Source organism: Bacillus cereus group sp. Sample62, from assembly GCF_036851315.1.
GTDB classification, from domain to species: Bacteria; Bacillota; Bacilli; order Bacillales; family Bacillaceae_G; genus Bacillus_A; species Bacillus_A wiedmannii.
This window is the reverse complement of the sequence record NZ_JAFLPK010000001.1, coordinates 2,757,813-2,778,153: the sequence shown is the minus strand read 5'-3', so window position 1 is coordinate 2,778,153 and position 20,341 is coordinate 2,757,813. Positions and strand designations below refer to the sequence as shown.

The window sequence follows — 20,341 nt, the reverse complement described above, 5'->3', positions numbered from 1 at the left end:
GTACATATAACGTTGTCATTATATAGAAGTATCTCTCGTTTTTTGTTTCATCTTTCCAAAGAATACTACACCGGCAATGATAATAATGATAAATGCCCATTTTATGAAAGGGTTACTTTCGAAAAATCCAGCGAACCATTTCTCATCTACAATCATTTTCGCGGCAGTATAAGCTAAAACAGCTGCTCCAATCGTAATGATGACAGGGAATCGGTCCACCCATTTTAAAATTAATGTACTGCCCCATACTACTACTGGAATAGATACTAATAGTCCAATGATTACTAAAGAAAAATTACCATGCGCAGCTCCTGCAACAGCGAGAACATTATCAATTCCCATTAATGCATCAGCTATAATAATGGTTTTAATAGCAGACCAAAATCCTTCTTCTGCCTTAATATCATGATCTTTGCCTTCAGCAATTAATTTGTAAGCAATCCATATAAGAAGTACACCACCAATTAGAAGTAACCCGGGTATTTTTAATAACCAAACGACAACTAAGGTAGCGAGGGCTCTAATCGCGATTGCCCCGATAGTTCCCCATATAATAACTTTCTTTTGTTGATCTTTCGGTAATCGCCTTGCTGCTAATCCAATTACAATGGCATTATCACCGGCTAACACTAAATCAATTACAATGATGGCAAGTAATGCTGACAAATATTCGGTTGAAAGAAAATCCATATACACATCACTCCTTAAGAGTAATATGTGCTAAAGTGTTGATAATATAAAAAATAGGATTGAATTTGTATATTCAATCCATAATTTCTTACTGTATTTTGATATATATGTTTTAAATTCGTATAAGTCGCTTGTGTAATCTTTTTTGCTTTTCGTTTCTTTTTCTTAATTTTCGATTTATCTTTTTGATACGGTTTTCTTTTCTATTATCCGAGTTATCACTTCTGATTACATTAATAGATTTATCTTCCTTAGCACGGAAACGTCTTACTTTTTTTACGAAGGAAAGGGGGATTTTGCCGATAACACCTTGTTTTTCTAATGATTCCTCTTTATCTTTATACCAATCAGGATGTGATAATAAATATTCGAAGTCGAATATTAATCTGTACTCTTCATCCATAAAGGTAAACCAGTCTTCTAATGTTCGTTTATTTGTTTGATGAAAATACATAGAGCTATCAGTCATGGCACAACACCAGTAACTAATATCACTCCATAGTACCCAATCATTTGGCACATCAAGTGTTAATATTACCATTTTTGAATTTTCTCTACCCCAGGCTTTAGCATTTCGATCTGGATAATTATTTGCTTCCCAGACCCAAATAGGATATCTACCTTCGTAGTGGGATAATCTTTTTTTAGCTACACGTACCATCCAATCGTATGAATATATAAAATTGGGATCGATGTTTTCTTTACTGCCTTCTAAATAACCAAGTTTTTTAAATTGTTTCCATGCTGCTTCAGTTTGAACTGTATATACGATCATGTGACACCTACTTATTTAAACTAGGATATAGTATAGCATGTGATTTTTTAAAGGTACATTTATTTGCTTTTTTTTACTAAAAGGGAAGGGACATATAAAATAGAAATGCCGAAATCGTGTATAGGTTTTCTATATGAGAGAATTAACAAAACGAAAAAAGACTCAATAACCTACTAGAGGAAATCAAGTCTTTTTCATTACATACGATTATCGTGCCAGAAGTTTAATGGGAAATGTTCGTTCTCACTATAGGCTTCTAATTCATATCCTTTTTCTTTCAGTCCTTTTATAATTCCAGGTACTGCTTTAACGGATTGTGGATGAATGTCGTGCATAAGAATAACTTCTGTTGGTTTATTAGCACCATTTAGAACGTTTTCTACAATTTTAGCTGATGCAGCGTCAACAGGCATTTTGTTATATCTCCAGTCTAATGAATCAATTGTCCAATCCCAAACTTTTAAGCCATTCTCTACAACTTTGTTGCGAAGCGCTTCATTTAAACCTGGCATTGAACCGTAAGACGGGCGAGTTAATACGGGTGATTTACCTAGAACGCCAGCGATTAAGCCTTGATCTTCTTTCATTTCATCTACGTAATGACCCTCTGTGTAAAGTTTCTTGTAGTTATGAGTCATACTGTGCATCCCAACGTAGTGGCCTTCAGCATCTTCACGTTTTACAAGATCAGGGAATGCTTTTACGTTTGAACCAATTAGGAAAAATGTTGCTTTTGCATTTTCTCTCTTTAACATATCTAAAAGCTCAGCTGTGTATTTTCCAGGACCATCATCAAATGTTAAGTAAGCGACTTTTCTAACTTGGCCGTTATATTGTTTTGGAGCTTCTTTCGGTGCAAGAGAAGATTGAATTTCGCTTACAAGTTGAACAGATTTTGCTTCATCCTCTGTACTTGCTAGAGCAGTATGTGCTGATCCTAAAGCTGCTTCGTATGTAAATAATACCCCCGCGCAAATCAACATAGCCCTTTTTACTAAAGTTGTCATTCGAATTCCATTGTGCATAATTTTCCTTCTCTCTATAAAAGTTCTACTCTACTATATTAGCAATTATAGGGCGGTAATTGCAAAAAAACTTTTTTACAAGCGCAAAAAAGTTTGTGAAAAAATATGCAAGATTTTGTATCAATTGCAGTCTTGAAAAAACAGGGTTATTTTAATGTTTATTATGAAAATTTTTAAGAATCAAATTCGGTTCTTCTAATAATGATGTAGGTGGTTTTTAGGGGAATCGGTATCAAAATGAAAGGGGACTAATCATACTTTCGTATCACTTCATTTTCGTTCTAATTATTGATTTGAATATTTTTGTTTTCTATTAAAATATTGGTATAGAAAAAATAAATTTAAAAAGGGAGTGGGAATATGGTTAATTATATTTGCACTACATGTGGAGTACAGTATCCTGAAAGTGAAGAAGCGCCTTCTCGTTGTAAAATTTGTAATGAGGAAAGGCAATATGTGAATCCAATTGGGCAGTCATGGACAACATTAGAAAGTATGAAAAATAGCAATTTATACAAAAATGAAATAATAAAAGAAGAAAGTGGTTTGTATAGCATTACTACAAAACCTAAATTTGCAATTGGACAAACAGCATTTTTAATGCAAAGTAAAACTCTAAATGTTATGTGGGATTGTATTAGTTATTTAGATGATAAGACGATTCAGAGTATATATGATTTAGGTGGTATTCAAGCAATAGCACTTTCTCATCCACATTATTACTCTACACAAGTAAAATGGGCGGAAACATTCAATGTACCTATCTATATTCATGAAGATGATAAAGAGTGGGTGGTTCGCCCGAGTAAACAAATTAAATTTTGGTCTGGGGAACATTTGATATTATCGGAAGAACTTACATTGCATCGCTTAGGAGGCCATTTTAAGGGCGGGACTGTTATGCATTGGAAAGAAGGTAACGAAGGGAAAGGAATTTTGTTATCAGGTGATATTATACAAGTAGTTTCCGATCAAAAATGGGTAAGTTTTATGTATAGTTATCCAAATCTCATCCCATTACCAGCGAATAAAGTTAGAGATATGGCAGAGAAAGTAAAAGATATCCAATTTAGTCGACTATATAATGCATTTCATGGTGTGGTGGAAGATGCGAATAAGGCTGTACAAAGATCTGCTGATCGGTATATAAAGGCCCTGCAAGGAGAACTTTTTCATACGTAATAAAATATAAGGAAGAACTATTTATTTCATCTCAATATTTATATAACTACTTTTATATGAATTTAATACTAAAGTCTTACTATTTATAAACTAATAGGTCTTTCAACTTAGGTAGTTCTCACACTAATGAGGGATATGAAAGGAAATATATGTAACTTATAATAATTACTATAAAGCTTTGGAAAATGAAAAGGAGGAAATTTGCATGAAGAATTGGGTTCAATTTAGAATTGCAAGACCAACAGATAAATTTGAAGAAGTTATAAGTTTTTATGAGACGGGGTTAGGATTAAAGCGTATAGGAGAATTTCACAATCATGAAGGATATGATGGAGTTATGTTTGGATTACCGGATGCCGAATATCATTTGGAGTTTACAACGCACGTTAATGGAAGTCCATGTCCGGCACCGACAAAAGATAATTTACTAGTTTTTTATATGCCTAATAAAGATGAAATTGAAACAATAGTGAATCGATTAAGTAATATGGGCTATCTTGAGGTAGAACCAGAAAATCCGTATTGGATAGAGAAAGGGACCACAATAGAGGATCCAGATGGTTGGAGAATTGTGCTTATGAACGCATTTGAATAAAGAAGCTCTTTTCGTATGAAATGGCACGTTTTTATAATGAAACTGGTATAAAAATAGGAACGTCTGCGGCAGTGAATTTATTAGTTGCTAAACAAATTGGAAAAGAGAAAGGTGCGAATTTTAATGTAGTTACAGTTTTTCCGGACGTAGGGTCTATAGGAGAGTGGTCAGATGTAAAGAGCTTACAAAAAATAAAGAGAAAATCAAACACATAAAAGTTTTTTCATATTCTATTTCTTACACTTTGGGAAATTGATGAAATGAAAACCTGTATATGTAAAATGTACAGGTTTTTCGTGGTTTTTTTAGTTATGTATAGCAACTATAAAATTTCACATACCGTATTTAAAAAATACATATAGGAAAACCAAAAAGTAATGTAGAATATATCGTACATACATATATGAGGTCAACATAAAAGATAAAGAGGTGGACATATGTTACTTGAAGAAGTATTGCAGCGACTAGAGGAATATGGAACAGAACAAAATCGTAAGATCTTTAAAAATCATGGGGCGAAAGAGCCGTTATTTGGAGTTAGTTTTGCAAATTTAAAATTGTTAAAAAAGAAGATAAAAAAAGATCATGATTTAGCAATTTCGTTATGGAAAACAAAAAATATGGATGCAATGACTTTAGCAACGATGATTGTAGATCCGAAGAAAGTTACGACAGAACAGCTAAATAAATGGGTAGAGGAAGTTGATTATTATTGTTTAATGGACGTTTTGATGACTGCTATTTGTACGTCGCCAATCGCGATTGAAAGAATGGAAGAATGGACAAAGTCTGATGATGAATGGATTGGAAGAGCAGGCTGGTCTTTATTAGCAAATATTGCGATTAAAAATAAAAAGTTACATGATGATTTCTTCTCTCCGTATCTAGAAGAGATTAAATCAAATATACATAATGAAAAAAATAGAAAAAAAGAAGCGATGAATAGTGCTTTAATCGCGATAGGAATTCGTAATGAAGACTTAGAGAGAAAAGCGATTGAAATTGCACGTGAAATTGGAAAAGTCCAGGTTGATCACGGGGCAACATCATGCAAAACTCCAGACGCAGAACCTTATATAAAAAAAGCGAGAGAAAGAGTTGAAAAAAAGAAAGTGAAATAAGAAAAGGGGAACAGTTATGAAACCAATGGAAGCGGCACAAAGAATCATTACATCACAATTTCCGAATTGTGATGTAGCTATACTGGGAGGAAGCGTTGCACGAGGAGAAGCGACAAAAACATCTGACCTGGACATTGTCATAGTTGATCAAAGTTTAACGTCTTGTTATAGAGAATCCTTCTATAGTAATGGATGGCCTGTTGAGGTGTTTGTACATAATTTTGAAACGTATAAAACCTTTTTTAAAATGGATTGTAATCGCGGGAGACCTTCGTTACCACAATTAGTTTCAGAGGGGATTGTATTAAAAGGGGAAAATGAAAGTGTTGAGAAATTAAAAAGAGAAGCAAATGATTTACTAAATAAAGGACCAGCTAAATGGACTGAAGAAATGATGAAGCAGAAGCGATATTTTATTACAGATACTTTGGATGATTTTATTGGTGCATCAAAAAGGGAAGAAGAATTGTTTATCGCGAATTTATTAGCTGATTTATTATATGAATATGTATTAAGAGTAAATGGTAGGTGGCTTGGAAATTCAAAATGGTTTATAAGGATGCTTAGAAGGTATGATGAACAATATGCAGACCAATTTGTAGCAGCGTTCGATCATTTTTATAAAACGGGAGAGAAAAGAAAATTAATTGCTTTTGTAGAAAAAACGCTAGAACAGTATGGAGGAAGAATGTTCGAAGGGTTTTCTATAGGGAAATAAAAAGGAGATAACGCAATGAATGTACCATTCGTTCAATTAAGGGAACTGACACTAAATGATGTAGAAGATCGATATCAATGGTCATTAGATACAAAAGTAACAAAACATTTAGTGGTACCAGATCAATATCCACCGTTCACTCGTGAAGATACGAAAAATGGCTTGAAGCATGTATAAATCGAAAAAATGGTTATGAACAAAGGGCTATCACTGCAGAGAACGGCATACATATTGGGTAGATCTTAAAAACTTTGATAAAACAAATAAAAATGCAGAACTGGGAGTCGCGATTGGTAATAAAGAGTATTGGGGTAAAGGGTATGGAATCGCGGCCCTATATAGAATGTTACATGTGGGATTCTTTGAATTTGAATTAGAGAAAGTTTGGCTACGTGTAGATGAAGATAATTTTCAAGCTAGAAAGAGTTATGAAAAGGCTGGTTTTGTTTGTGAAGGACTAATGAGGAATGATCGATTACGTCAAGGGAAGTTCATTCATCGTTATCGTTATAGTATGTTAAGAGAAGAATACGAATCTTTAAATGGTAGTTTATAAAAATATTATGTTAACTTAAAGGGGCTGGAGAAATATGATCCGATTACTTACGAAAGAAGATGCGGAACAATATTGGGACTTACGTTTACAAGCATTACAAGTAAACCCAGAGGCATTTGTAACAACTTATGAAGAGGCGATTCGCCAGGAAAATCCTATTAAACGAGTGGAAGGTAATTTAACAGCTACTACTAGTTGTACATTCGGTGCTTTTAATGAGGATCATCAATTAGTTGGAGTTGTCACTTTACTAACTGAAGAAAAAGAGGCGTATAAACATAAAGGTCATATCGTTGCGATGTATGTAGATGCAGGTAATCGAAGAAGTGGCCTTGCACGTGAGTTAATACGTAAGGCAATTGAAAGAGCAAGAGAAATGAACTTAGAACAATTGAACTTAGGTGTTGTATCTACAAACGAACCAGCAAAAAAATTGTATGAATCAATGGGCTTTAAAACGTATGGAATTGAAAAGAGAGCTATAAAGATGAATGGTATGTATAGTGATGATGAACATATGGTCTTGTTCTTTTAATAGAGGGAGTTTAGTATGAAAGATCTCCATTTAGAAAAAAACATGAACCCGCAAGTAGCGATTTTGTATGCGACGGTTACTGATACATTTAAACGACTGCAAAAGGTAGTAGAAGGTACTAATGTGAAAGAACTGTCCTTCAAAAGGTCAGAAAATAATGAAAACAGTATTAGGCAACTACTTCAGCATTTAGCAATAGTCGATTTACACTGGGTGTACCGTTTAAAAGGAGAGGAAGTTCCACCGACATTTGAAAATAAATATGGACCAATGTTGAATGAAATGGGAGGATTGCCTAGTTTAAGCAAGTATAAATTACAAGAATTAATGCAAGATTATGAAGCGGTGCAACATATGTTTTATGAGGAGTGTATGAAACTAACAGAAAATGATTTAACAAGGGAAGTTTTTTATGAGAAGGGAGAAACTGCGACTATAAGGTGGGGAATATGGCATATAGCCGATTATAATCGGTACCATCAAGCTCATATTAGTCAGTTAAGAAAACTATATAGAGCTAGAATAGATGCGAGATAAAGATTTCGAATTTTAATTATATTTAATTTGTTGTATAGTATAAGAAGAAACTAAACAAGGGGTTTTATAATGAAAGCTATTGCAGTAGGGATATTGGCATCATTTTTCTTTGCCTTTACCTTTGTTTTAAACCGGGCGATGGACTTAGAAGGTGGAAGCTGGATTTGGAGTGCTTCATTACGGTACTATTTTATGGTTCCAATGCTTTTACTTATTGTCATGTATAGAGGGAACTTAAAGCAACTCTTTCAATATATGAAAAATAATCCGAAAGAATGGTTAGTGTGGAGTATCGTTGGATTTGGTCTCTTCTATGCACCACTTAGTTTTGCCGGAGCATTTGGACCTGGTTGGCTTGTTGCATCAACTTGGCAAATTACGATTGTCGCAGGAATTTTGTTAACACCATTTTTTGCAGTAGATCCATTACATAAAAAACTTCCAATAAAGGAATTAGTTATGTCTGGGGTTATTTTATGCGGTGTTGTACTCATGCAAGTAGAACATGCTTCTTCATTAGGAATTCGAGAAACCGTTTTATGTGTAGTTCCTGTACTTATTGCAGCGTTTGCATATCCTCTTGGAAATCGAAAAATGATGCAAGTTTGTAAAGGCGAATTAGATGTATTCCAGCGGGTTCTTGGTATGACATTAGCAAGTTTACCATTTTGGTTTTTACTATCAGGTTATGAAGTATCAACAGGCGGGCTACCGTCAAGTAGTCAAGTTTTCCAATGCTTTATTGTAGCAGTTAGTTCTGGTTTAATCGCGACAGTACTATTCTTCTTTGCGACAGATCTTGTAAAAGATGATCCACAAAAACTAGCAACAGTAGAAGCAACACAGTCCGGTGAAGTTTTATTTGCGCTAGTAGGAGAGCTCATCTTGCTATCTGCGCCAATTCCGTCATCTTTATCTTGGATCGGAATGAGTCTTGTTATTGTCGGAATGATACTACATAGTTATGTAGCGGTCGTTGTGAAAAAAGAAGAAAAAATAACGGCGTAATGAGATTAGCTCTTTATAGAAAGAGCTAATCTTTTTTCATGGAAAGGAATGTAGAAATGAATTTGCAACGAGTGGAACAAATTGAGAAAGATCCAATTTTAAATGTGTTACAGTATGCAGTCGGGCCAAATGAAACTAGCTTAAAGAAAGCAGTATTATATTATGAAAGTAATAAAGGGACTTTGTACAGATATGAAGAAGAGGCTTGTATAGGTATTGAAATAATCGGAGCAAATAAAGCGAGAATATGTCACATAGCAGTCGCTCCACAATTTCGTAATAAAGGAATTGCGTTGCAAATGATAAAAGAAGTAGTAAAAATGCTTCAATTAACTTATATAGAAGCAGAGACAGACAATGAGGCAGTAGAATTTTATAAAAAAATTGGTTTTCAGGTTAAAAGTTTAGGAGAAAAATATCCGGGGATTGAAAGATTTCATTTGTATTTTAAAAATAAAACATATTAAAATCATTTTAGAATATAATATCCGGAATAGAATTTGAAGAAGTAGTTCGTTTTATATGTATCCCGCTATTTGTGGACAGTAAAACTCCCACCTCAAAATTCGGCTGGAGTAAGGAAGCTAGGTGGAAGCCCTGAAGCCCGTAAACGCCAATTGGTACGGGGATAATAATCAGTGCGTGGATGAACAAAAGCTCCACTGATTAAAGTTTCACTTTATTTTTTCTAATTTTAATAGCAACTAGTTATTAGTTTTTGACAAAAATGTAAGAAAGGTTAGTTGATGCTAAGGAAGGAAGTAAAATATGAGTAAATCAATAAATAATGGAGCAATTGAGAAGAAGCGTGCGGTCTCTTTAGATTTAGCAAGGGGTACTATGTTACTATTAATCGTACTTGCTCATGCACCGCTTTATTTATATGCTGTAGATCCTGGAATTATGCATAGGGTGGAAAGCGGTAGTTTCTTTGATCAAATTGTAAACCTTTTTGGTATATTCATAATTGATAACCGTGCAAGAGCAATGTTTGCCGTATTATTAGGCTACGGTTTGGTTCTAGCACTTGAAGGGCAAATATCAAAAGGGAAAAATGAAAATCAAGCTGTAAAAATAGTAAGAAGACGCTCTTGGTATTTAATACTGTTTGGGATTGTGTTAGCGGTCTTAATTGGAGGGCAAGATATTCTAATGGCGTATGGTTTAGCTGGTCTTCTTGTTAGTCCACTATTAAAGTGTAAAATGAAAACATTAATTCGAACATTTATGATTATCACTATATTGTATACCATTTTTATTCCAATAATATGGGGATTTAATATGCAAGCAATAGGCGATTACGGTTTTTCACCAGATGTTTCAGCAAAAGACACGTATCTAAGTACTACAATGTTACGATTACTTTTCTTTCCTGTTATACCTGTTCTCATCCATTTTATGTTCCCAATTCTTCCTTCGGTAATTCTTGGTTTGTGGATTGCTAGATATCAGTTATTAATAAAACCAAAGCAACATTTGAAAAAATTATATTTTATAACAATTATAGGATTAACAATATCCTTAATAGGTGCTTTGCCTCTATCTTTTATAGGGACTATATGGTATCCAAGTGTATTTACAGCTGGAATGATAAATGGAATTCATATTTTAACTGGAATTGTTGGAGGATTAGCATATGCAACGGGTTTCGGTATAATAGGGAGCAGATTGAAAAATCTAGGGTACTTAAGCCGTTCATTAATTGCTCTAGGAAAGCGTTCATTAACATTTTTTGTTTTGAATGAGGCACTGCTTGTTATACTTTTATCACCTGTAGCATTTGATTTAGGAGGGCATGTAAGTAACGCTTTTGCTGCATTGATAGCTGTAAGTATTTGGATATTGTCTGTCATATTAGCTACAATAATGGAAAAAAATAATCTGAATGGACCATTAGAGATGTTATTGAGACGTTTAATATATAAAAATAAAAAAATTGAAAGACGACCTGGGTATTAGGTCGTCTTTCAATTTTTTATAGTCTATAAATAAAATTATAATCTAATGATAGTTTGTTTTTATTCATGGAATAAAAAGCATGAAATATGCAAATGTGCATATAGGGTTTAGTTTGAAAAAATTAACATATACATTATATAATAAAGTTATATGGAAAAATATAGATAAAAGAAATTAGGTGTATAACACATGAGAATGGATAAAAGTAAATTTATAAAAGTCGCTGCTTCAATAGGAGTATCATCATTTTTATTAACTGGGTGTGGTGATTATGAAGAAGAAACTGCACAGAAAGAAAGTACCGCTGTTAAAACAGATGGTGCAAAGCAAGGCAATGAACAAGAAGCTTTACATTGTGATGATAAAACTCCTACCAATGAAAATGTAGAAAATGATGAGTTATGCAAGGAAATTAATCCATCGTTTTCATCGTATAATGAAAACTCACATTTACCGATACTGCCATTCGTAGCAGGATATTTATTAGCAAGCAGAACTTCAAATATGAATTATACAGCAAAACCCAATGTAATGAAGAAACCGTATGCAAATAATATTATTCCATATCGTGAAAAAGACCAAAGTAGAACTGGTGGCAGCGGCGGTGGAGGATACTACGGTGGAACTAACAGTAACAACAATAATTCTTCCAATAAAGTAGATTTAAACAAACAACAGCCGAGTACATCAAATAAAGTGACGCCAGATACAAATACGCCGAAATCATCTACTACTCAAACGCCGAAAGTGAATTCTGGTTCAAGTGGAATTGGAAACGCAAAAGCGCCAGCCGGATCATAACACGAAAGGATAATAGGATCATGTATACAGAACAAGAGCAGAAAGAGTATATGAAAGTATGGTTTTCACTTGCGGAAGAGGCTGGTCGGGATGGTTTTACATGGCCGAGTCTATTAGAAAATGAAGAATGGAATCAATATATGGCAACAGGTATGTATCGTATGCCAGTAAAAACTTATACTGCTATTTCAAAAGCGACAGAGGAAGTTATGTACGTGTTATATAGAACGTATCAATATATTGTCAATACGACAGAAGATTTTCAAAAACTAGGATTTCCAGCTGAAACGTGGGAAATTGCGAGAATGAAACATATTGGTTTGTTTTCATATTTTACAAGGTTTGACTTTATCGTAAATGGTGAAGATATAAAGTTAATAGAAGTAAATTGTGACACACCAACAGGTTATTTAGAGCCGTCTGTCGCGAATGAAGTGTTGTGCCGTTATCACGATGTGAACCATCCGAATCATATAGAAGAGCATATTGTGCAGGCGTGGGAACAAATTAAACATGACTATAATATAAGTCCTATAGAGACGATATATTTTACTAGTTATGATTGGCATGATGAAGATCATCAAACAGTTCAATTTTTAAGAAACTATTGCTTAGATCAATCAACGGACTATATAGGAATACAAGATATCGTCGTTGCAGATGATGGTATATATACACCAAATGGTGAACGAATCCATTATTTATATAGACTATATCCAATCGAATATTTAGTGTCAGATACCGATAAAAATGGGAAAAGAATTGGACTTCAGCTTTTAGATCATATAGCGCAAGGAAGAGTGAAAATTATTAATCCACCTGCTGCTTTTCTTATGCAAAATAAAAGTGTACTCGCATTAATTTGGCAACTGTTCGAAGAGGGAGTTTTCTTTGAGAAAGAAGAGCGAGAAATCATTCAGAACTACTTCTTACCAACATATTTTACAAATAAACCGTTTATAGACAGAAATGTATCATATGTTTCTAAACCTTTATACGGCCGTGAAGGCGGAGGGGTATCTATATACGAAAATGATGAACTATTAGCTGAAGATAAAACGGAGTATTACTTTGAACAACGGAAAATATATCAGCAATACATAGAAATGCCTGACTATACAATTGACACATGGGATGGTCCGTATACTGGTAAACTATTAATTGGTTCACACTGTATTAGCGGGAGAGCCGCAGGGTTATTTTTACGTGTAGGCGAGAAAATAACGGGAAACTTATCGATGTTTACAGGGGTTACAATTGAAGGGTAAGAAACATATGAAAAAAAGCATTAATGGTAGAGCACTTTGAAATTAAAAGTGCTCTTTTTATTTTGAAAAAAATATTATTAAAAATCGTTGATATATACTAATTAAAGTGGGACAAATTATATAAATATTAGTATAATTCGATAGTGACATATTAAATGGAGATGCGATGATATTTAATTTATTTTTGAAATGGGGAGAAACATATGAAGAGTGAGTATATTTCCAAAACTACTTCACTTAGTACTCAAGTATTAAATCAAGGGGAGGTACTTGCAGCATTAGAACGTTCACTAGCTATGATAGAGTTTGATCCCTATGGAAAAGTAATATGGGCAAATCATAATTTTGCATATGCAATGGGCTATGAAGTGGATGAACTATTAAACAGTCATCATCGCCAGTTTTGTACTGCACAGTTTGTTCAAAGTCCAGAATATGATATCTTTTGGAGAAATTTTCGGAATGGAGTTTCATTTCAAAGGAAAATACAGAGAATTACGAAACAAGGGAAAACTATATGGCTAGAAGCGACATATACCCCTGTTGTAGATAATAATGGAGAGATTCAAGCGGTTATTAAAGTCGCTACAGATATTACTGCACGTGAAGATGGCACGGCAAAGATAACGCATGAATTGCAAGAGATGGCGGAAAATCTAAAGGAACGTGCGCAAGAAGGGATTAAGCGTAGTTATATGGTTTCCGCGGTCATTAAACAAATAGTTGAACAAACTAATGACAATATGAAATTATTACAAGAGCTTAACGAACAAACTAATATTATACGCGACATGGTGAAAACGATTAATGAAATTGCCACACAAACAAATTTATTAGCATTAAATGCTGGAATTCAGGCCGCTCATGCGGGTACTTATGGTAGTGGTTTTAATGTTGTTGCAAATGAAGTTCGTAATTTGGCAAATAAAGTTAAAAACGCAACTAAAGATGTACACTTTAATGTAGAGAATATAACTAAGCAGGTACAAAAGATTAGTGCAGGGACTCTACAATCAGAAAAGAGTGTTACTGAAAGTTACTCATGTATAGAACAAGCAGTTCATGAATTCAATGGTATTGGTGAAGCGGCCCAGAGACTCGATACACAGGCAAAAACTATAGTAGAACAACTACAAGGGCAAAAATAACTTCCAATGTTCCTGAAGTTCGAGATTTAAATACATAAATTTTAAAATGTTTATAAGAAGCACATTTTAAAATTAAACATGCCATTTTTTTGTTGAAATGGGGCATCGTTCTCTTATAGAAAAAGAATCACTAACATAATATGTGATTCTTTTTTTAGGTGTTATATTTGTAATTGATTTTTAAGAATTTTTGTTAATTGATAAAAACTACATGTTTTTAAGAGATGTAAAACGCCCTTGCTATATATTTTAAAAATCAATTTGTTTTTATAGTTCGATATTTTATAAGTATGAAAAAATGATTAAGTTAAAAATTAAGAAAAATATGATAATATATGTATGTAGTAGTTTTAAAAAATGGGGGAACAATCGTGAAAATGAATGACATAGTGGCAAGTACACAATTGCCAAATACAATCAAGACAATTACAAATGATTTAAGAGAATTAGGGTTAGAAAAAGGAATGACGGTTATTGTGCATTCTTCGCTCAGTTCTATTGGCTGGGTATCTGGCGGAGCCGTTGCGGTAGTAGAGGCGTTAATGAAAGTTATTACGGAAGAGGGAACAATTATTATGCCAACTCAATCTTCGGATTTATCTGATCCGAAACATTGGTCAAGACCACCTGTACCTGAAGAATGGTGGCAAATTATTCGAGATAACGTCCCGGCGTTTGAGCCACATATAACACCAACAAGGGCAATGGGAAAAGTAGTTGAATGTTTTCGTACATATCCGAATGTAGTTCGCAGCAATCATCCATTAGGAAGTTTTGCTGCATGGGGAAAACACGCAGAAGAAATAACGATGAATCAGTCACTATCGATGAGTTTAGGAGAGGAATCTCCATTAAGAAAAATATATGATTTAGACGGGTACATATTATTAATTGGTGTTGGTTATGATTCCAACACGTCTGTACATTTATCTGAAGTACGTTCTGGTGCATGTGAATTAATAAAAGTAGGAGCACCTATTATAGAAAATGGTGAAAGAGTATGGAAAGAGTTTGTTGATATGGATTACGATTCTGATAAGTTTGTAGAAATCGGTGTAGAGTTTGAGCAAAAGGGTACTGTAACAATGGGGAAAATAGGAAACGCAAAGTGCCGTCTTATGAAACAACGTGATATCGTTGATTTTGGAACAGAATGGTTTCGCAAGAAAAATCAGTAAGGGATGGTTATAATGAAGGGGAAAAAGGTATTAATTACAAGTGGTGGTTGTTTAGAAAAATGGGACCAAGTGCGTGGTCATACGAATATGGCAAAAGGAACAATTGGAAGAATAATTGCAGAAGAGCTTATAAGTAAAGGAGCACATGTTATATATTTACACGGTTATTTTGCCGAGAAACCAAACGATATAAATAATCAATTAGAATTACACCCATTCGAAGGAATTGTTGATTTACAAGATAAAATGAAAAGTATTATTACGCATGAAAAGGTCGATGCGGTCATTATGGCAGCTGCTGGATCAGATTGGATTGTGGATAAGATTTGTGATCAAGACGGAAGCGTTCTTGATATGAATGGAAAAATCTCAAGTGATATAGCGCCAATTATTCATTTTCAAAAGGCTCCAAAAGTATTAAAGCAAATAAAAGAGTGGGATCCAGAAATCGTACTCGTTGGCTTTAAACTTGAAAGTGATGTAAATGAAGAAGAATTGTTTGAAAGAGCGAAAAATAGAATGAAAGAATCTAAGGCAAATGTAATGATTGCAAATTCACCGCATTCTTTATATTCACGCGGAGCGGTGCACTACGTAATTGGACAGGACGGTAATGGGAAGTTATGTAATGGGAAAGATGAAACGGCGAAAGAAATTGTCAAAAGGTTAGAAGTACTATGTAATCACATTACTGCTTTATAATTTTAAGTATTTGGATAAGAGTGAATCCGCATAGTATATATGGGTAAGCGAAACTTTAATTTATGAGAATTTTACTTTTACACAAACGTTAACCATTTAAGATGAATACATAAAATAATTGGTGAGGAGTGGATTCTATGGAACATTTATTAAAGCAAGCTATTAAACTCCGGAAAGAAAAGAAATATGCGCAGTCTAAAGAGATACTCATTGGATTAACAAACTTTACGAGGGATGCAGAAGTACTTTATCAATGTGCCTGGATACATGATGTAATGGGTCTTGAAACAGAAGCTATGCCGTATTATGAACAGGCAATTGCAAACGGTCTTGAAGGGGAATCACTTTGCGGCGCATATATCGGCCTTGGTAGTACATATCGTTGTATAGGTGAGTATGATAAAGCAATTACTGTTTTAGAAACAGGTTTGCAGCAGTTTCCAGATAATGATGTGATGAAAGTATTTTTGTCATTAGCAAAATATAACGTTAACGATCATGAATCCGCGATGAAATTATTACTTGAAACGGTTATAAAAGTAGACGAAGTTAAAGAATTTGAACGTGCGATTACATTTTATAAAGATCATTTAAACGAGGTTTTTAAATAGAGGAGTGAACGTATGAATGCCACACTATCACGAAGGCGAAAAGGTATTTGGATTGGACTCGTATCTTTAATCTTGTTATCAAACTATTTATTGTATGCCCTTCCGATTGTACCAGCCGCTCCGAAAGAAGTAGTACTTGGTTCTTTATTAGATTGTATGTTTGTAATTCCGGTTATTACATATTTCTTTATTATTCGAAAAAGATACTCATTAACGTATATATTTCCTGTAGTGATAGCTGGATATATATTTGCGAGATTTATTATTCCAAGCGACTATTTACAAGCTTTTTCAAACGTGTCTTATATTATAGTTGCAGGAGAAATTGCTTTTGTAGGTCTAGAACTATTCCTTCTCTATAAAATCGTTAAAGTGCTCCCTAATACAATCAAAAGATATAAAGAATATAGAAGAGAATATTCTTCATTTTCTTATGCGATTGATGCAGCGTTTGATGCTACTATGAAAAGAAATAAATTAGTAGATATCATTGTAACAGAGTGTAAGTTAATCTATTATTCATTTTTATCGTGGCGTGCAACAGTACCGAAAGGTGAATCTGTATACTCATATCACAAAAAGACTGGTGCACTAGGCGTATATATTATGATCATTCATGCGACCTTAATAGAAAGTATCGGTTTTCATTATTTGCTTCATCAATGGAATCCAGTAATAGCATGGATTATACTTTTATTAAACGTATATGCAATGTTTTATTTTTTAGCTGAAATACAAGCAATGCGTAAAAATCCAATTATTGTTACAGAAGAACGAGTAATCATTCAAATCGGATTAGGAAAGAAAATTGTTATACCATTTACAAAAATTGATAAAATTGCGTTTTATAAAGGCGAACCTTTAAAGAAAGAAGAAGAGAAAGAGGTTCTTGACGCAACTGTGATGGAATTTATAAAGGAACCTCCAACATTTGAAATCATACTAAAAGAGCCAGTGAAAGCTCAATTGTTATATGGATTTTCTAAAACAGTAAGTCGTGTTCACTTAAATGTTGATGAGGAACGGAAATTTTATGATGCGGTTACGGAGAAGTTGTAACGTGAATAATGCTATTAATTTTCATCGGGCGTTCGGTGTGTACGGTATTTGTATCGAAAGTAATAACATATTAGTAATCGATAAAATTAAAGGTCCATATAGAAGTCGGTATGATCTGCCTGGTGGTAGTTTAGAAGATGGGGAATCATTATTAGTTGGACTGCATAGAGAGATTAAAGAGGAGACCGGGCTAAATGTAACGGTAGTAAAACAAATAGGTACAATTGATTTTCAATTTCCATCAAAATTCAAGGAGTACACACATGTACATCATATCGCAGTTTTTTACGGTGTTGAAAGGTGCGAAGGTGAATTCGTAGTACCTGAACAATTTGAAGAACAAGATTCATCAGGAGTTAGATGGATTCCTATCGAAAGCATTACAGAAGGCAATTCATCTCCGCTTGTATGTAGTGCAGTAGAGTGGCTGAAAACAAATGAGCTTCCATTAGAAGTGAAAAAATATGAAACATGGACAGTGAAAAACTCCTTCTAAAATAAGAGGGAGTTTTTATTGTGTAATTGGAGATCAAATACTTCTTTATGACTATATAAATGGATATAATTAAGATTAGACATAGCATAAGGGGAAACAAAAAATGAATAAATTACTAACACTTAAAAGTAAAATTGTAGAAAGAAAAATCCGATATGACTCGACAATAGTAGATCACACTTGCTTATTACTTGAAAAGCAGTTGCAAAGTATCGTGTTATTTCATGAGGTTCAGTATTCATTTACAATGACTGCACGTAGTGAGGGTCTAACAATCCCAAAAGGAAGTTACACTATTGCATACTACTGGGAAGATCGTCCGTACAATTTATACATATGGAGAGATAAGAATGGAATGTATTTAGGCTCTTATTTTAATGTTGTAAAAAATACACAAATAACAGACGAATTAGTGTCATTTGAAGATTTAATTATTGATATTTTGGTACTTCCAAGTGGAGAATATTTTATTTTAGATGAAGATGAGTTACCTGAGCCTTTAGAAGGTTTTGAGGGTGGTTATGTGAATGAAGCTCTTCATGTATTAGAGGAAATAATTCAAAAGACGCTACCTCAAATGATTGTAGAAACAGAAAGGGTGAGGTTAAACTAAAGTGTAATCGATTTGAAAATAGAATACGTGTTTAATGGAATTGAGTAGTCTCAAGTTATATGATCTAACTTTTTTGATAAATCTAAGGTTAGAAGCGTATTTTTTGGGAGTACTCTTTTTTTATAGAAATTTCGTTGTTTAGTTTTTAAATTGATTGTTAAATATAGAAACTAAAGATTGACTGAATCAGATTCAGTCATAGGAAAAAACATAGTAGGAGATAACATATGAAAAGAATATCAAAAGATCCAGATGTAAGACGCCAAGAATTAATGGATATTGGCTTTGAACTATATATGAAAAATGGTATGAAAGGATTTAGCATAAAAGATGTTGTGAATCATGCTGGTGTAGCAACAGGTTTATTTTATTATTACTTTAAGTCTAAAGACAATTTTGTTGATGAAGTTTTAAATGAGTTTATTGTGAAAAATATGGAGTTAATTGAAGAAATACTTGTTTCAAATGAACGGTCTGTCATGCAAAAGATGAAAGATTCTATAAATATATTTTGGACATTTATTGAAAAATTAGCACCCTATAAAAATGTGAGTTCTTTTCAGACGGAACAACATTTTCAACTGGAACAGAAATTATTCACACGAATTCAGCCACAAATTCGACAAGTGATTGAAGAAGGGGTGAAAACGGGGATTTTTAATACTGATAACTCATTATTAGCTTCTGGATTTATTTTATACGGTCTTAGCAGTATTGCTCATTCAGAGGTGAATTTGAATTTAGATACGAAGCAAGAAATGATTAATTTAGTATTAAATACACTACGATACGATCAAAGAGAAGGAGAATATATATGAAGATTATGATTGATGGAAACAATATTTCGAATGATCAACTTACAAAGTGGAAAAGAGAACGGATTAAAAAAGTTTTAAATACATTAGGACATAAAGTGCCAGAATTAAATGATACAGACGTTATGATAAAGAAACTAACAGAACTAAAGTTAAATTATTCATACAATGAGATGTATGATAAGTTGAAATCTAAACTTAAATTAAGTGAAATGGGTATGCGTATTTGTACAGTTTTATCTGGCGATAGACGAAAATTTTCAAAAACAAATATCTATTTAGAAGGGATTACAGCAGAAGAAGCGATAAATGGGATTGATAGTTTTATGCTTGAACAATCACGTGAAAATGATCAAGTGAATTTATCAGCTTGTCCCGATCACTATGTACTAAGACCCTTTGGGGAAAATGAATTAGAGGTTATCGAAACTACTGGTAATTCTCCGTTTCCAGTTCAATTTTTTATTGTTTTTGGTGACGAAACGGGATTGAAGACACCTAGAGATAAGTCTTATCAATACCAATCAACAGGTGTTGCACGTATGAAAGATGGTACTATTATTGGTGGAGTTCGACATCAATTTAAAGATACAGATACTGGAATAGAAGTAAGTCTAGTTGTAGAGTTTCCAGCACTTTGTCCTAATGGTCTTATTAAATCGCATCAAATGCATTTAGCATGTGAGTTTTCTTATTGGCTACAGTGGATTAAGGACCATAAAAAATAGCTTTCAAATAAACAATATTCAAGATGTTCAAACAAATTATGCGTATGTTTTAATAAAACCCAGTTGACTTATCGGAAATATTTGTATAATATGTACTTAATTCCATAACGTATTGCTGATTGGAGAAACCAAAGGCATTTTATCTGTTGATAAAATGCCTTTGGTTTTTTTATTGTATAAATATCGAATCTATTCATTTAGATGAATCATTTCAAGGAGGG

At 33.5% G+C, this 20,341-nt stretch carries 23 protein-coding genes and 2 pseudogenes; 22 read left to right on the top strand and 3 right to left on the bottom strand.

From position 1 onward, the window contains the following. Positions 1–18: 18 nt before the first annotated feature. The 3 genes from J0835_RS14155 to J0835_RS14145 all read right to left on the bottom strand — a co-directional run bounded on the left by J0835_RS14155 (position 19) and on the right by J0835_RS14145 (position 2,490). Complete coding sequence (locus tag J0835_RS14155) at positions 19–690, bottom strand: TerC family protein (RefSeq protein WP_087980780.1); 672 nt, start codon at positions 688–690, stop codon at positions 19–21. Positions 691–802: 112 nt separating this feature from the next. Beyond that, positions 803–1,465: a DUF3841 domain-containing protein gene (locus J0835_RS14150; protein WP_087980779.1), complete on the bottom strand. Its 663-nt coding sequence runs from the start codon at positions 1,463–1,465 to the stop codon at positions 803–805. Positions 1,466–1,662: 197 nt separating this feature from the next. Continuing rightward, the gene (locus J0835_RS14145) at positions 1,663–2,490 is read right to left on the bottom strand and encodes a peptidoglycan-N-acetylglucosamine deacetylase (protein WP_087980778.1); all 828 of its coding nucleotides are present in this window, start codon (positions 2,488–2,490) and stop codon (positions 1,663–1,665) included. Positions 2,491–2,850: 360 nt separating this feature from the next. Here J0835_RS14145 and J0835_RS14140 point away from each other — a divergent pair, with 360 nt between their 5' ends. The 22 genes and pseudogenes from J0835_RS14140 (at position 2,851) to J0835_RS14035 (ending at position 20,120) form a co-directional block, all read left to right on the top strand. Then, positions 2,851–3,672 carry a hypothetical protein gene (locus J0835_RS14140; RefSeq protein WP_087980777.1) on the top strand — a complete coding sequence of 274 codons (822 nt, stop codon included), beginning with the start codon at positions 2,851–2,853 and terminating at the stop codon, positions 3,670–3,672. Positions 3,673–3,877: 205 nt separating this feature from the next. Further along, the gene (locus tag J0835_RS14135; RefSeq protein WP_087980776.1) at positions 3,878–4,267 is read left to right on the top strand and encodes a VOC family protein; all 390 of its coding nucleotides are present in this window, start codon (positions 3,878–3,880) and stop codon (positions 4,265–4,267) included. Positions 4,268–4,281: 14 nt separating this feature from the next. Then, a pseudogene (locus tag J0835_RS14130) lies at positions 4,282–4,482 on the top strand (cysteine synthase); the annotation flags it as partial. 222 nt (positions 4,483–4,704) lie between these two features. Beyond that, a complete protein-coding gene (locus J0835_RS14125; protein WP_087980774.1) occupies positions 4,705–5,388 on the top strand; it encodes a DNA alkylation repair protein in 684 nt (227 codons plus the stop codon). A 16-nt stretch (positions 5,389–5,404) separates the two neighbouring features. Continuing rightward, entirely contained in the window at positions 5,405–6,106 is a 702-nt protein-coding gene (locus J0835_RS14120) for a nucleotidyltransferase domain-containing protein (RefSeq protein ID WP_087980773.1), read from the top strand. 15 nt (positions 6,107–6,121) lie between these two features. Next, a pseudogene (locus J0835_RS14115) lies at positions 6,122–6,662 on the top strand (GNAT family N-acetyltransferase). A gap of 34 nt (positions 6,663–6,696) precedes the next feature. Continuing rightward, positions 6,697–7,197 carry a GNAT family N-acetyltransferase gene (locus J0835_RS14110; protein WP_087980772.1) on the top strand — a complete coding sequence of 167 codons (501 nt, stop codon included), beginning with the start codon at positions 6,697–6,699 and terminating at the stop codon, positions 7,195–7,197. A 15-nt stretch (positions 7,198–7,212) separates the two neighbouring features. Further along, the gene (locus J0835_RS14105) at positions 7,213–7,734 is read left to right on the top strand and encodes a DinB family protein (protein ID WP_087980771.1); all 522 of its coding nucleotides are present in this window, start codon (positions 7,213–7,215) and stop codon (positions 7,732–7,734) included. A gap of 69 nt (positions 7,735–7,803) precedes the next feature. Further along, positions 7,804–8,742 (top strand): DMT family transporter, encoded by a 939-nt coding sequence (locus J0835_RS14100; protein ID WP_087980770.1) that lies wholly within the window; start codon positions 7,804–7,806, stop codon positions 8,740–8,742. A 56-nt stretch (positions 8,743–8,798) separates the two neighbouring features. Continuing rightward, a complete protein-coding gene (locus J0835_RS14095) occupies positions 8,799–9,209 on the top strand; it encodes a GNAT family N-acetyltransferase (RefSeq protein WP_087980844.1) in 411 nt (136 codons plus the stop codon). A 301-nt stretch (positions 9,210–9,510) separates the two neighbouring features. Further along, on the top strand, positions 9,511–10,701 hold the full coding sequence (locus tag J0835_RS14090) for a DUF418 domain-containing protein (RefSeq protein ID WP_087980769.1): 1,191 nt from the start codon (positions 9,511–9,513) through the stop codon (positions 10,699–10,701). Between the two features lie 189 nt (positions 10,702–10,890). After that, entirely contained in the window at positions 10,891–11,502 is a 612-nt protein-coding gene (locus tag J0835_RS14085; RefSeq protein ID WP_060749002.1) for a hypothetical protein, read from the top strand. 20 nt (positions 11,503–11,522) lie between these two features. Then, entirely contained in the window at positions 11,523–12,770 is a 1,248-nt protein-coding gene (locus tag J0835_RS14080; RefSeq protein ID WP_087980768.1) for a glutathionylspermidine synthase family protein, read from the top strand. 203 nt (positions 12,771–12,973) lie between these two features. Next, entirely contained in the window at positions 12,974–13,918 is a 945-nt protein-coding gene (locus J0835_RS14075; RefSeq protein ID WP_087980767.1) for a methyl-accepting chemotaxis protein, read from the top strand. A 377-nt stretch (positions 13,919–14,295) separates the two neighbouring features. Beyond that, positions 14,296–15,096 carry a BA2930 family N-acetyltransferase gene (gene aacC, locus J0835_RS14070; RefSeq protein ID WP_140386798.1) on the top strand — a complete coding sequence of 267 codons (801 nt, stop codon included), beginning with the start codon at positions 14,296–14,298 and terminating at the stop codon, positions 15,094–15,096. Between the two features lie 12 nt (positions 15,097–15,108). Then, complete coding sequence (locus tag J0835_RS14065) at positions 15,109–15,798, top strand: phosphopantothenoylcysteine decarboxylase domain-containing protein (protein WP_087980765.1); 690 nt, start codon at positions 15,109–15,111, stop codon at positions 15,796–15,798. A 137-nt stretch (positions 15,799–15,935) separates the two neighbouring features. Next, complete coding sequence (locus J0835_RS14060; RefSeq protein ID WP_140386784.1) at positions 15,936–16,409, top strand: tetratricopeptide repeat protein; 474 nt, start codon at positions 15,936–15,938, stop codon at positions 16,407–16,409. 12 nt (positions 16,410–16,421) lie between these two features. After that, positions 16,422–17,468, top strand: coding sequence for a hypothetical protein (locus J0835_RS14055; RefSeq protein ID WP_087980763.1), 1,047 nt, complete (start codon positions 16,422–16,424; stop codon positions 17,466–17,468). Between the two features lies 1 nt (position 17,469). Further along, entirely contained in the window at positions 17,470–17,964 is a 495-nt protein-coding gene (locus tag J0835_RS14050; RefSeq protein ID WP_087980762.1) for an NUDIX hydrolase, read from the top strand. A gap of 103 nt (positions 17,965–18,067) precedes the next feature. After that, positions 18,068–18,577: a DUF402 domain-containing protein gene (locus J0835_RS14045; RefSeq protein ID WP_087980761.1), complete on the top strand. Its 510-nt coding sequence runs from the start codon at positions 18,068–18,070 to the stop codon at positions 18,575–18,577. A 227-nt stretch (positions 18,578–18,804) separates the two neighbouring features. After that, on the top strand, positions 18,805–19,395 hold the full coding sequence (locus J0835_RS14040; protein ID WP_087980760.1) for a TetR/AcrR family transcriptional regulator: 591 nt from the start codon (positions 18,805–18,807) through the stop codon (positions 19,393–19,395). Next, positions 19,392–20,120 (top strand): hypothetical protein, encoded by a 729-nt coding sequence (locus J0835_RS14035; RefSeq protein WP_087980759.1) that lies wholly within the window; start codon positions 19,392–19,394, stop codon positions 20,118–20,120. The genes J0835_RS14040 and J0835_RS14035 overlap by 4 nt, the downstream gene beginning before the upstream one ends. Positions 20,121–20,341 lie beyond the last annotated feature (221 nt).

Coding starts and splice junctions, on each gene's coding strand:
- J0835_RS14080 (WP_087980768.1), top strand. CDS start 11,523: ATGTATACAGAACAAGAGCAGAAAGAGTATATGAAAGTATGGTTTTCA.
- J0835_RS14060 (WP_140386784.1), top strand. CDS start 15,936: ATGGAACATTTATTAAAGCAAGCTATTAAACTCCGGAAAGAAAAGAAA.
- J0835_RS14125 (WP_087980774.1), top strand. CDS start 4,705: ATGTTACTTGAAGAAGTATTGCAGCGACTAGAGGAATATGGAACAGAA.
- J0835_RS14145 (WP_087980778.1), bottom strand. CDS start 2,490: ATGCACAATGGAATTCGAATGACAACTTTAGTAAAAAGGGCTATGTTG.
- J0835_RS14155 (WP_087980780.1), bottom strand. CDS start 690: ATGGATTTTCTTTCAACCGAATATTTGTCAGCATTACTTGCCATCATT.
- J0835_RS14075 (WP_087980767.1), top strand. CDS start 12,974: ATGAAGAGTGAGTATATTTCCAAAACTACTTCACTTAGTACTCAAGTA.
- J0835_RS14100 (WP_087980770.1), top strand. CDS start 7,804: ATGAAAGCTATTGCAGTAGGGATATTGGCATCATTTTTCTTTGCCTTT.
- J0835_RS14110 (WP_087980772.1), top strand. CDS start 6,697: ATGATCCGATTACTTACGAAAGAAGATGCGGAACAATATTGGGACTTA.
- J0835_RS14140 (WP_087980777.1), top strand. CDS start 2,851: ATGGTTAATTATATTTGCACTACATGTGGAGTACAGTATCCTGAAAGT.
- J0835_RS14065 (WP_087980765.1), top strand. CDS start 15,109: ATGAAGGGGAAAAAGGTATTAATTACAAGTGGTGGTTGTTTAGAAAAA.
- J0835_RS14095 (WP_087980844.1), top strand. CDS start 8,799: ATGAATTTGCAACGAGTGGAACAAATTGAGAAAGATCCAATTTTAAAT.
- J0835_RS14090 (WP_087980769.1), top strand. CDS start 9,511: ATGAGTAAATCAATAAATAATGGAGCAATTGAGAAGAAGCGTGCGGTC.
- J0835_RS14035 (WP_087980759.1), top strand. CDS start 19,392: ATGAAGATTATGATTGATGGAAACAATATTTCGAATGATCAACTTACA.
- J0835_RS14135 (WP_087980776.1), top strand. CDS start 3,878: ATGAAGAATTGGGTTCAATTTAGAATTGCAAGACCAACAGATAAATTT.
- J0835_RS14085 (WP_060749002.1), top strand. CDS start 10,891: ATGAGAATGGATAAAAGTAAATTTATAAAAGTCGCTGCTTCAATAGGA.
- J0835_RS14150 (WP_087980779.1), bottom strand. CDS start 1,465: ATGATCGTATATACAGTTCAAACTGAAGCAGCATGGAAACAATTTAAA.
- J0835_RS14045 (WP_087980761.1), top strand. CDS start 18,068: ATGAATAAATTACTAACACTTAAAAGTAAAATTGTAGAAAGAAAAATC.
- J0835_RS14120 (WP_087980773.1), top strand. CDS start 5,405: ATGAAACCAATGGAAGCGGCACAAAGAATCATTACATCACAATTTCCG.
- J0835_RS14105 (WP_087980771.1), top strand. CDS start 7,213: ATGAAAGATCTCCATTTAGAAAAAAACATGAACCCGCAAGTAGCGATT.
- J0835_RS14055 (WP_087980763.1), top strand. CDS start 16,422: ATGAATGCCACACTATCACGAAGGCGAAAAGGTATTTGGATTGGACTC.
- J0835_RS14040 (WP_087980760.1), top strand. CDS start 18,805: ATGAAAAGAATATCAAAAGATCCAGATGTAAGACGCCAAGAATTAATG.
- aacC (WP_140386798.1), top strand. CDS start 14,296: ATGAATGACATAGTGGCAAGTACACAATTGCCAAATACAATCAAGACA.